Annotated in this window: 4 protein-coding genes and 1 pseudogene; 2 read left to right on the forward strand and 3 right to left on the reverse strand. The window is 54.6% G+C overall.

The annotated features are described in order from the left end of the window. Positions 1-4: 4 nt before the first annotated feature. Positions 5-8,242: a hemagglutinin repeat-containing protein gene (locus tag ABFV38_RS18130; RefSeq protein WP_348957701.1), complete on the forward strand. Its 8,238-nt coding sequence runs from the start codon at positions 5-7 to the stop codon at positions 8,240-8,242. Positions 8,243-8,295: 53 nt separating this feature from the next. Here the strand turns inward: ABFV38_RS18130 and speA are convergent, their stop codons facing one another. The 3 genes and pseudogenes from speA to ABFV38_RS18145 form a co-directional block, all read right to left on the reverse strand. Then, positions 8,296-10,272 (reverse strand): biosynthetic arginine decarboxylase, encoded by a 1,977-nt coding sequence (speA, locus tag ABFV38_RS18135; RefSeq protein WP_008499744.1) that lies wholly within the window; start codon positions 10,270-10,272, stop codon positions 8,296-8,298. Between the two features lie 8 nt (positions 10,273-10,280). After that, on the reverse strand, positions 10,281-10,412 hold the full coding sequence (yqgB, locus tag ABFV38_RS18140; RefSeq protein WP_127312443.1) for an acid stress response protein YqgB: 132 nt from the start codon (positions 10,410-10,412) through the stop codon (positions 10,281-10,283). A 94-nt stretch (positions 10,413-10,506) separates the two neighbouring features. After that, positions 10,507-10,596: pseudogene (locus ABFV38_RS18145) on the reverse strand (hypothetical protein); the annotation flags it as partial. Between the two features lie 479 nt (positions 10,597-11,075). Between ABFV38_RS18145 and metK the strand changes: the two are divergent. Continuing rightward, positions 11,076-12,230: a methionine adenosyltransferase gene (gene metK / locus ABFV38_RS18150; RefSeq protein ID WP_014885184.1), complete on the forward strand. Its 1,155-nt coding sequence runs from the start codon at positions 11,076-11,078 to the stop codon at positions 12,228-12,230. Positions 12,231-12,553: the final 323 nt, after the last annotated feature.

The raw sequence follows: 12,553 nt of genomic DNA on the forward strand, positions 1-12,553 counted from the left end.
TTTTATGAGCAATAATAAAACTTCAAAAACGAAGCTAACCGCTGGGAATTTGCATAAACACCTTTGTCCCCTTTTTATTTCGATAGCGGGTATTCTCGCCGCTAATGCCGAAGCCGCGACGGTGCCGGATGCCAGCCAGAGCAAAGGGCCAACCATGGGCCAGGCGGCTAACGGCACGCCAGTCGTGAATATCACCGATCCGAATGCGAAAGGTGTTTCACTGAATAAATTTGACCAGTTTAACGTTGATAAAAATGGTCTGATCTTTAACAACAGCATGCAGGATGGCGTGTCTAAGATCGGGGGCTATACGGTTAAAAACGCCCAGCTTGAGCATGAAGCAAAAGCCATTATCAGTGAAGTAACGGGTGCCCAGGCCTCCTATATTAACGGAACGATGGAAGTCTTTGGCAGAAAAGCGGACGTGATCGTTGCCAACGAAAACGGCATTAGCGTTAACGGCGCCACCACCATTAATGCCAACAGCCTGACGCTGAGTACCGGTAAGGTACAGATGAAAGAGGACGGCAACTATAAACTTGCGGTTGAGAAAGGTAACGTTTCTGTCACGGGACAAGGTATTTCTACCGAAGGGCTGACTTACTTCGACATCGTCAGTCGCAGCGCTCAACTGGAAGGTGAAATTGCGGGTCAGGCCGACCTCAAGGTTGTTGCGGGCCAGAACGACTACGACCTCTCCAGCCGCCTGCATACTGTTCGCAATGCGGGTGACGGACACGCACCGGATGTCGCGATTGATGGTCGGGCAATGGGGTCGATGTACGGCGGTAAAATTCAGCTTATCAGTACCGAGTCCGGCGCGGGCGTCCGTCACCAGGGCAGTATCATCGCCACGGATGATATTGAGATCAGCGCTAACGGCGACGTGACGCTGACGGGCATACGCAGCGACAAAAACGTCACTGTCAGCGGCAACAATATTGCCCTCAATAAAAACAGCAGCGGCGCCGGGAGCACCGAAGCGCAGAATAATATTATCCTGCATGCCCTCTCCGGCCTGACGGTGAATAACGACCTGATCTCCCGTACCGGTACCATCCGCATTGATGCGTCTACCCTGCTGCAAAACACGGCGGCGATCCTCGCGCAAAACAGTGCGACGACAGCGGTTCCCGCGATTCAGATTAATGTTGCCGGGCAGTACACCCTTTCCGGCAATCTCAAGGCGCTGGATGCTAACGGAGCCGTCATTTCCGGTGGCGTCGTTACGTTAAAAAATGGCGATTTTGTCGTCATTCAGAATGGCCAGCAGGTGCCATTCAGCACCCTCGTCTCCGACGCGGAGGTGGTCAGCAACAGTGGTGATATCAACATCACTGCGGGCAGCATGACCAACAATGAAGGCGTTATTCTCGCGAAGAAAGGCACGCTTCAGTTCAACCTGACCGGCGCGTTTGAAAACAAGGGTTCCGTCAGCGCCACAGGGGATATCCGGATTGCATCAGGTTCGATGAAGAACAATGGCATTCTCTATGCCAGCAACGCCCAGACGCTGTCTGTCGGTCATCTTGACAATGCAGGCCGCCTCTACGCGGATAACAATCTGGTCATGACCGCCAGCGCCCTTAATAACAGTGGTCATATCGGTGCGGATAGCGGTGAGGTGCGCATTAACGTCAACGGTGATCTGTCAAACAGCGGTACCCTGAGCGGTAACGATGCGCTGATCTTTATTGATGCCGACGGTAATATCGTCAACGACGGCACCATTGCCAGCAACAAGCATGACGTGACGCTGGCATCCGGCGGTGACACCCTCAGCAATACCGGACGTATTGCAGGGCGTAATATCTCCGCCAGTACCCGTAAGGCCGGTGCAACCGTCAGTAACCGCGGCAACGTCAGCGCGAGCGAGAAGTTGACCATCGCCACCGCGAATCTGAAAAACCAGGGCGGCACGCTGAGTGCGGCCACAGACATGCAGCTTGATGTCAAAAAAGCACTGCTGAACAGTCAAAAAGGCAGCATTGTTGCCGGAAAGAATCTGACCCTAAATGGCGACGGCGCACTGGCTGTAAACAATAACGATGGGCTGCTCCAGGGCGAAAATGTCCATGCCAGCGGAATTTCCACCCTCGCCAACACGCATGACGCGCTGATCGCGGCAAGAGAAAACCTCTCCGTTTCAGCAACATCGTTGCTTAACGACGCCTCAACGATTCAGGCCGGTAGCCTGACGCTCGATCGCGTTAGCGCCGTCGATAACCTGAACGCCGCCACGCTGTATGCCAGCAAGACGCTGCAACTGGCCCATCTCAACACGCTCAATAACACCGGCAGCTTTGTGATTTCTGACGGCACGCTGTCACTGTCCGATGTGCACACCCTCAATAACACTGAAGGTGCAACCCTGTTCGGCGCAGAAAACACCGCGCTGAGAAACGTAGGTACCCTGAATAACAGCGGCGCCTCAATGATTAAATCGGATGCCGCCCTCTCCCTCGCGGGAGCAACCACGCTTAACAACAGCAGCGATGCGGTAATTGCCTCTGCTGGCGATCTGACTATCAGCGGCGTGAAGACGTTAAACAACCGCGCCGTTATGATCGGGAATGGCACCATTGCGATCGACGACATTGACGATCTGAAAAACGAAGGTGTGGTTCAGGCGGGCCTGGATCTGATCATCCGCAACGTTAAAAACCTGACCAACAAAGGCGAAGATCATGTGTTGGTTGCGCTGCGTAATCTGACGATTGAAGACGTTGAGTCCCTCGTCAACAGCGACAGCGCGGTGATCTCCGCCAATATGAAAACGGTCCTGAACGCCATTGGCGTTGTGACAAACCGCACTGCGGGCATCATCCAGGCCGTTAATGGACCGCTGGAGATTGTTGCCGACACGCTGAGCAATCTCGGCAGCATCACCGATGATGATGGACAGCAGTCAGTATCCACTATCGTGGCGGGCGGCGACATTACGATTAACGCGCATAACATGGCCAACACCGAGCAGGCGGTGATTGTGTCGACGCAAAACGATCTGTCAATTAACGTCGATCACAATCTGATCAACGCCGACGCTACTGTGATCTCGGGGGCAAAAAACACCAACCTTAACGTTGCCGAAGGGACAATTACCAATGAAAGAAATGGCCTGATCGCCGGTAATAACGTCACGATCAACGCGTCAAAATTGAATAATTATGACGCTGCCGTAACGGTCGCCAGAAACGACATGAATATCAACATTGACACGCTAAATAACGCCAGCGGCATCCTCGAGGCGGGTCATGATTTAATGCTCAAGGTGAAAGACTCCCTCACCCTGGATGACCTTAACCGCGATATTCGCGCGGGCCATGATATGACGCTGAGCACCGAAGGCTCCTTGTTCAATAACACCATGATGGAAGTCATTGGCAACCTGACCCTGCAGGCGGACGGTAAATTTGTCAACAGCAAATCTGTCGTGACGGGCGGGGATATGCACATCCATGCCGCTGGGATGACGAACAACAGTAATAGCCTGCTTTGGTCACTGGGTCAGATGGATATCGATGTCCGCAATGGCACCTTTGTTAACGACTTTACGGGCAACATTCTGAGCATGGGCGACATGTCGCTCATCGCGAAAAGCCTGATTAACTACGCCGGGATCATTCGCTCCGAGCAAAATATTAATATTGATGCAGCCTATCTGGAAAACCAAAGCACCTATACGGGCGGCACGATCTCGCAAACCCAAACGCAGGACGCAGTGGGCAAATGGTCCGGTGTAGATAACGTGATGACGCAGGTCAGCATCACCACGGAGCTGCACATTCCGGTACTGAGCTCCGATATCGCTATGGACAAACTTGGCGAAATCAGCGCGGGAAAAGATATCAATATCAACCAGCGCGATATCTTCGCGGACAAAGAGATTAAAAATACCGGCGGCCTGATCCAGGCGGGACGTGATATCACCGTCACGGGTAATCTTCTGAACTCGCCAAAATACTCTTCAGAATCGCTGTATGATTATCTGCACCTCACGCTCAATGAACCGATCGTACTCACCGACTTCTGGAAGGTAGCGGTTGATCATTACACTACGCTGACCTTCAGCTCGCTGTATCAATACCTCGACTTCGTCTTTGGCGACGGCCAGCCCGAGACCAAAACCGGCAAAGAGGATCCGAACAGAGACCGTAGCTATAAATCTCTGATCGACGCCGCAAATACCTCAACCCAGCTCAGCTATGTCATGAGCAAAGTGTTTGGCGAAACGTGGAACGCGCAGGAGCACGGCACCCTGAGCGCAGCATGGCACAGTCTGACCGACGGTGATGCCAGCACTAACTCGCTGAAGAAAAATATGATCTACTTTGTGCCGTCTGAAAAAGGCGAAATCACGGCAGGTCGTAACTTCACGCACAATGGCGGCACCCTGGATAACGGCCTGGCCAATGCAGGTACGATCAGAGAGAACGCCACTATCCAGAATATCGATGTGGGTGACTACAGCGTCGATACGGTCATTGCGGGCTATGATGTTGCCGTCAATACCAAAACGCTGGAAGAGCTGGCCATGGGGATCAGCCCGCTGCCGACCATAAAGGATTTGGTCTCCCTGCCGGGCATGTTTGAAGTCACTGATGAATTCAAAAAAGCCTCCGCGGCGGCGAAAAACGGCACTGAGTACAGCGGCCCGGCCAACCACATCATTCCGATTTTCGAAACGCGCCCGGAAATGATCGACCAGAGCCAGTACAGCGGTTCTGACTACTATTTCGACAAGGTGGATTACACCACCACCGAAACCGTTAACGTCATTGGGGATAACTACTTCATCTCCGAATTGATTCGTCGAGAGATCAGCCGCTCCGTGGGCAGCATGTTTGCGATACGAGACGGTCTCGAAGGCGATGCGCTGGTGCAGAATCTGATGGATAACGCCGGTAATGCGGCGAAAAACAGCGATCTGAATCTGGTGGTGGGCCAGCCCCTGAGCGAAGAGCAACGCAATGGGCTGACCCAGGATATCGTCTGGTTCGTGAGCCAGAACATCAAAGGGACGGAAGTGCTGGTGCCGGTGGTCTACCTTTGCCCTGAAACCCTTCGCCAGATGGCTTCCGGTGATATCAGCAATGGCACAGCATCTATCGCGGCCGGGAATAGCCTGTCTGTTGATGCCACCGCCATCAACAACGTGAACGGTACCCTCTCCTCCCGGGGTGACGTTACGCTGGTGGCCGAGGGTGATATCAAAAACATCAGCAACGCGACGAATGCCGGCATCTCTGCGGGTAATAACGTCTCAATGACGTCGGAAAAGGGCAGCATTGCCTCTAACGGTGCGGCAGTGAACGCCGGTGGCGACATTGACATGAAGGCTGAAAAGGGCGACATCACTCTGACCGCGTCGGTCGGCCACGGCGAAGACGGCAAGCAGATGATTCATGCGCACGATGATGGCGTCACCGCTGGCGGCAGTATCAATATGCAGGCGAAAACTATCACCTCCAACGCGGCGGATATTACGGCAGGTCAGGACGTGACCATGAAGGCAAGCGAAGGTGACGTCACCTTCAACGACCTGCATCAGATTGATTCTACCCGTACCATCAATACCGAGATCACCGGTCTGTCCAGCTATACCACCACCGACACCAAAACGGTCAGCGGCGAGGCCATCGGCTCAACCGTCAAGGCTGGCGGTAACGTTCAGATTGATGCCAGCAAGAATGTGGTTATGGAAGGCGGCAGCATTAACGCCAACGGTGGCGCCATCAATGCGGCAGAAAACGTTGAGATAAAAACCTCTGAAAACGTGTCCGTTCAGGAACAAACCACACAGTCTCGCCAGTTTATTGCTGATGCCTCAATCAGCGGCGGCGGTAAATCTGCTTCGATCTCCTACGGTAAAAACGAGGGCACCACAAAAAATACCACCTCAGGCGACTACTCCAGCGCGGGCGGTAGCTCTGAAACCTCCGCGATTGGTGCCAAACCGGGCCGTGCACCGATCACCGATACGGCAGGTTTCAGGGTGGGTATGGAAGACACGACCGATACCGTGTCGACCCAGAGCAAGCAGAACACCAACGCGTCCATTAATTTTGCCGATTCCGGTTCCGTGAATGCGGGAAAAACGGCGGATATTGGCGGCGCTGACCTCTCCGCCGGCGATAAGCTCAGCATTAACGCTCAGGATGTCGCCAGCACCAAATACGAGGATGAAACCAAAACCACCACCACACACAAAGACCGCTTTGTCGGTATTTCAGGTGAGGCCCACAGTGCCGTAGCTGACGCTATCGACAAAACCGGTAATCTGATTGATAAATCGCAGAAAGGCCAGTCGATTAACGGCGGAACCACGACGGCGGAAGTGCTGGGCGATGTGTCCAACATCCTGTTGAACGATCTTGCTGGCGCCTCCGTCACTATCGGCGGTAATACGACAAAAACGACAGAAACGAGCACCGCAACGGCGGAGAACATCACCAATATTAATGCTAAAAACGTTAGCATTAATTCGGCCAACGATACCACGCTCAACGGCGTGAACGTGAACTCGCAGAATACGGACATCAATGCGGGTGGTGACGTGGACATCAACGCGGCGAAATCAACGAGCTCGTTCACCAGTAAAACCGACAAACACAAAGGCGGTATTACCGCAGGCGTGGGCGTGGATATTACCGGCGTAAGCGGCGGCGTTTCGGTTGATTACAACGGCAGTACGGAGCACGGCTCCGGCAACTCAACGTCGTACCAGAATAGCACCCTCAACGGCGAAAATGTGACGGTGAACGCTGGCGGTGATATGAACATGAAGGGGGCTAACATCGATGCTGGAAAGGCCGATGTTAACGTCGCTGGCGATATGAATATCACCTCCGTACAGGATACCGAGCACAGCGAAAGCAGCCGCGGTAACTGGGGCGCCTCGGTGGGCATTTCTGCAGCGGCAACAGGCGTCATCCCTAACGTATCCGTAAACGGGGGCGGTGGCTCTGAAAGTTACGATTCGGCTAAAACAGCGAAGCAGTCCGGTATCAATACCGCGGGCGAACTGAATGTGAAAACCGGCGGCGACCTGAACATGACCGGGGCCAACCTGGTGTCTCAGGACGGCACGGGCTCGGTGAACGTGGCAGGCGATATCAATGCGAAAACGCTGGAAGACCACGTTGAGCAGGATGGTTTGTACGGCGGCGGCGGTATCGGTCTGAGCGTCAAGGATAAAAAGACTGTCGTGCCGTCTGCGAATATCTACGTCGATACCGTGGATGAAATTCACTACAACGAAACGCAGAAATCCACCATCGCAGTGGGTGACACGACCAGCGCAGCGGTAAAAGGTGAGCTCAACGCCGATAAAGAGGCAATGTCGACCGTAACGCGTGATGAGAAAGAAGCCGGAAATAACATCTCCTACACGCTCGCCGATCCGGGCATCCGCAAGAAGAAGAAAAACGGTGCTGACGCAGACAGCGATACGCCAGCGGTGCCGGATGACGGTCATACGGGCGGTGGCGGTTGTCCACACAAGTGTACGCCGACTAAGCCAGGCTCAACGCAGCAGACCACGACAACGACGACGCGAACCACGTCCGATTCTCAGCACATGACGGTTGAGAAAACGACGGCGTCAACGACCTCCACGTCCGCCTCTTCGGTGGTGCATAAAGAAACCGTCGCGTCTGAAACAGCACACAGTGAAGCCGTGCCGAAAGTCGTGCCGTCAGCGTCTCAGCCGTTGACGCCAAAAGCAAAACCAGAGGCCGCAACGGTCACGCCAGTGAAGAAATGGGCCGTACCGGAAACTCGCTATCCGGTGCTTTCTCCGGGCTCCGCGACGGCTAAAACCGGTAAAGACATGCCGAAAACACCGGACCACAGGAAGTGGAATGGCGACATGACCAACGGCGTTGCGCCGTCCAGCAACACCAAAGGCGATGACGTCAAGCTCTCTCCGGGGTCGTCCACCGGCCAAACCGGGATGGATATGCCGAAAACGCCGGAGCACAAGCAGTGGAATGGCGACATGACCAATGGCGTTGCGCCGTCCAGCAACACCAAAGGCGATGACGTTAAGCTCTCTCCGGGATCGTCCACCGGTCAAACCGGGATGGATATGCCGAAAACGCCGGAACACAAGCAGTGGAACGGCGACATGAGCAAAGGTGCGATGAACGCGCGTCCCCAGTGGAAGGCGTTGCAAATCGATCGACCGATTAATATCTATGCCCCGGTGACCATCACCTTCACCGACCAGCAGTACAGCTAAAACAAAAGGGTCTGACTTTCGTCAGACCCTTTTTTTAACGCCCCATTCGTGCGTTATTCGTCTTCCAGGTACGTATAACCGTACAGACCCGCTTCAAACTCTTCCAGGAACTGCTGCTGCAGCGCATCGTCCAGCCCGGTGTTTTTCACCTGGTCGCGGAACTGCGTCAGCAGGGTTTTCGGATCGAGCTGAACGTATTCCAGCATGTCCGCCACGGTATCCCCTTCGTCAGACAGCTCAACTTCCACGCTGCCGTCAGGGAAGACAAACACGTCCACCGCCTCGGTATCACCGAACAGGTTGTGCATGTTGCCGAGGATCTCCTGGTACGCGCCGACCATAAAGAAGCCCAGCATCGGCGGGTTCTCCGGGTCGTACTCCGGCATTGGCATCGTCGTTGCGATACCGTCGCCATCAACGTAGTGGTCGATTGCGCCGTCAGAGTCACAGGTGATGTCCAGCAGCACCGCGCGACGTTCCGGGGCGTGGTTCAGCCCTTCCAGCGGCAGAACCGGGAACAGCTGATCGATACCCCAGGCATCCGGCATCGACTGGAACAGCGAGAAGTTGACGTAGATCTTATCCGCCATTCGCTCCTGCAGCTCGTCGATAATCGGACGGTGCGCACGGTTGCTCGGGTCGAGCTGTTTCTGCACTTCATGGCACATGTTCAGATAGAGCTGCTCCGCCCACGCGCGCTCCTGCAGGCTGAAGGTGCCTGAAGAGTAGCCGACGTGAATGTCGTGCAGGTCCATCTGGCTGTCGTGCAGCCATTCGCGCAGGGAACGACGCGTGCCCGGCTCGTGCATCTCCTGCCAGGTTTCCCACATGCTCTGCAGGGAACGCGGCGCATCGTCTGCCGGCGGCGTCGCTTCGGTGGTTTCGCTGCGCTCAACGCCGATGATGTTCGAGACCAGCACCGTATGGTGCGCGGTGACCGCGCGACCGGATTCGGTGATCACCGTCGGGTGCGGCAGGCCGTTCTCTTCACAGGCATCGCCGATCGCCCAGATAATGTTGTTCGCGTATTCGTTCAGGCCGTAGTTCACGGAGCAGTCAGACTGCGAGCGGGTCCCTTCGTAGTCCACGCCCAGGCCGCCGCCCACGTCGAAGCACTGAATATTCACGCCAAGCTTGTGCAGCTCAACGTAGAAACGCGCTGACTCACGCACGCCGGTCGCAATATCGCGAATGTTGGCCATCTGCGAGCCGAGGTGGAAGTGCAGCAGCTGAATGCTGTCCAGACGCCCGCGCTCGCGCAGAATTTCTACCAACTGCAGCACCTGGTTCGCCGCCAGGCCGAACTTGGATTTTTCGCCGCCGGAGGACTGCCATTTTCCGGAACCCTGTGACGCCAGACGCGCACGCACGCCAAGGCGCGGCACCACGTTCAGACGCTCGGCCTCTTCCAGCACGATGGCGATTTCAGTCATCTTCTCGATAACCAGATAGACCTTGTGGCCCATCTTCTCGCCAATCAGCGCCAGACGAATGTATTCACGGTCTTTATAGCCGTTACAGACGATCACTGAACGGGTCATGCCCGCATGGGCCAGAACCGCCATCAGCTCCGCTTTGGAGCCGGCTTCCAGACCCAGCGGCTCGCCGGAGTGGATCAGAGATTCGATCACGCGGCGGTGCTGGTTAACCTTGATGGGGTAAACCAGGAAGTAGTCGCCTTTATAGCCGTAGGATTCACGCGCGCGCTTGAACGCGGCGTTAATAGAACGCAGGCGATGTTGCAGGATCTGCGGGAAGCAGAACAGTGCAGGCAAACGCTGGCCCTGAGCTTCACGGGCTTTCACCAGTTTGGCGAGATCCACGCGCGCTTCAGGGACGTCCGGATCCGGGCAGACGCTGATGTGGCCCAGTTCGTTGACGTCGTAGTAGTTATTGCCCCACCAGGCAATATTGTAAGTGCGCAGCATCTTGCTGGCTTCCTCGGAGCTCATCGCAACCTCCTGCATAGAACGTAGTACACCCTGTTCGCCCGCTGACGAAGGCGAAAAAGAAGACATGTCGTCAGACATAGCGAACCTCAACTCTTTGTATTAAGTGTAAAACAGTTGACTACTATCGCAGCGTTATACGGCGATAACAACCCATAAACGGCTCCGTTTCCCAGCAGAGTATGCTGAAATCCAGACCGTGCGACCGGTTTCTTATTCATATCATTGTAAAACACGTATCCGAACTCTGTATGACAAGGTTCGGCGAAACCACGAGAAAACTCTTGTATTAACAAGAGCGCCCTTGTTCAGTTTTCACAAAGCGTGACCGGCCCTGGAATCCTGAGAAGCGCCGAGATGGGTATAACATCGGCAGGTTTGCAGACTAGAAATGCGGGTTGCGGGAATCAAATGCACGCCAGAACGGCTGCGCTGAATTAGCGGAAAACGATGGTTCATTATCTCGTATCACCTCCACGGCCGCCTCTGCTGAAACGGACCCCAAGCCAAAGCTAAAAGTTCACTGCTTTACCCGGCTGGAAGTGGCGACACGATGAGTTCATCGAGCGCTTATTTTATATGAGCCGCGCGCCGCGTTTTATACCGAGAAGGGGGCTAAAAAGCAAAACAAAAATGCGCGTGTTGCCGGGGCCGTCAGGAATTATTGCCAGCAGCAATTTCAACTGAGTGAGAGGTTAGTCAAAAAAAACTGGAAATCGGGCGAAGAAGTGACCTAAAATAGCCATCCAGATGTTAATCCATCTATACTGATTAACACTCATACTGCCAGTGTCAAAAACCTGCAGGCCTTGGTAGAATTATCTCCTTTGGCTATTCCACACAGCAGCTTGAGCTAACCAAATTCCTCTTAGGTGAAATAAAACATGGCAAAACACCTGTTTACGTCCGAGTCCGTATCAGAAGGACATCCTGATAAAATTGCTGACCAAATCTCCGATGCGGTGCTGGATGCGATCCTGGCGCAGGATCCAAAAGCGCGCGTAGCGTGTGAAACCTATGTCAAAACCGGCATGGTTCTGGTTGGCGGTGAGATTACCACCAGCGCATGGGTTGATATCGAAGAGATCACCCGTAACACGGTGCGTGAGATCGGCTATGTGCATTCTGATATGGGCTTTGATGCCAACTCCTGCGCGGTACTGAGCGCGATTGGCAAACAGTCTCCAGACATCAACCAGGGCGTTGACCGAGCCGATCCGCTGGAACAGGGCGCGGGCGACCAGGGCCTGATGTTCGGCTATGCAACCAACGAAACCGACGTGCTGATGCCAGCGCCGGTCACCTACGCGCACCGTCTGGTGCAGCGTCAGGCTGAAGTGCGTAAAAACGGCACCCTGCCGTGGCTGCGTCCGGATGCAAAAAGCCAGGTCACCTTCCAGTACGACGACGGTAAAATCGTCGGTATTGATGCGGTCGTTCTGTCCACCCAGCATTCCGAAGAGATCGATCAGAAATCCCTGCAGGAAGCAGTGATGGAAGAGATCATCAAGCCGGTTCTGCCAACCGAATGGCTGAGCAGCGCCACCAAATTCTTCATCAACCCAACCGGACGCTTTGTGATCGGCGGCCCAATGGGTGACTGCGGCCTGACCGGTCGTAAAATTATCGTTGATACCTACGGCGGCATGGCGCGTCACGGTGGCGGCGCATTCTCCGGTAAAGATCCATCAAAAGTGGACCGTTCTGCAGCGTACGCGGCACGTTATGTGGCGAAAAACATCGTGGCTGCCGGCCTGGCGGACCGCTGTGAGATTCAGGTTTCCTACGCTATCGGTGTGGCTGAACCCACCTCCATCATGGTGGAAACCTTCGGTACCGAGAAAGTGCCTTCAGAACAGCTGACCCTGCTGGTGCGCGAGTTCTTCGACCTGCGTCCATACGGCCTGATTCAGATGCTGGATCTGCTGCACCCAATCTACAAAGAAACCGCTGCATACGGTCACTTTGGTCGCGAACATTTCCCATGGGAAAAAACCGACAAAGCCGCTTTGCTGCGTGAAGCTGCCGGTCTGAAGTAATCGACTACCCGCTGCTTTATAAAAGGCCAGCCTTCGGGCTGGCCTTTTGCATTTGTGCGGTCATCTTTGCCCGGCGGCGCTTCGCTTGCGCGGGCCTACGGGTTTTGCGTTATTTGTAGGCCGGGTAAGGCGCAGCCGCCACCCGGCTGAAAGGCGCACCGTTTGGAACCGATTACACCGCAGCGGATGTCTTCCGCTTTCAGAATATTCTCTTTGCGTGATCGCCTTTCTTCTGCTGTTACATTCCCTTTCAGTTAAGTCTGAAATGTGTCCTTTCGCGATGCGCATCACCTCATTTACCTCTATATTTTCAAAGCCTTAAT

Source organism: Enterobacter cloacae complex sp. Mu1197 (assembly GCF_040059225.1).
GTDB lineage: Bacteria > Pseudomonadota > Gammaproteobacteria > Enterobacterales > Enterobacteriaceae > Enterobacter > Enterobacter quasiroggenkampii.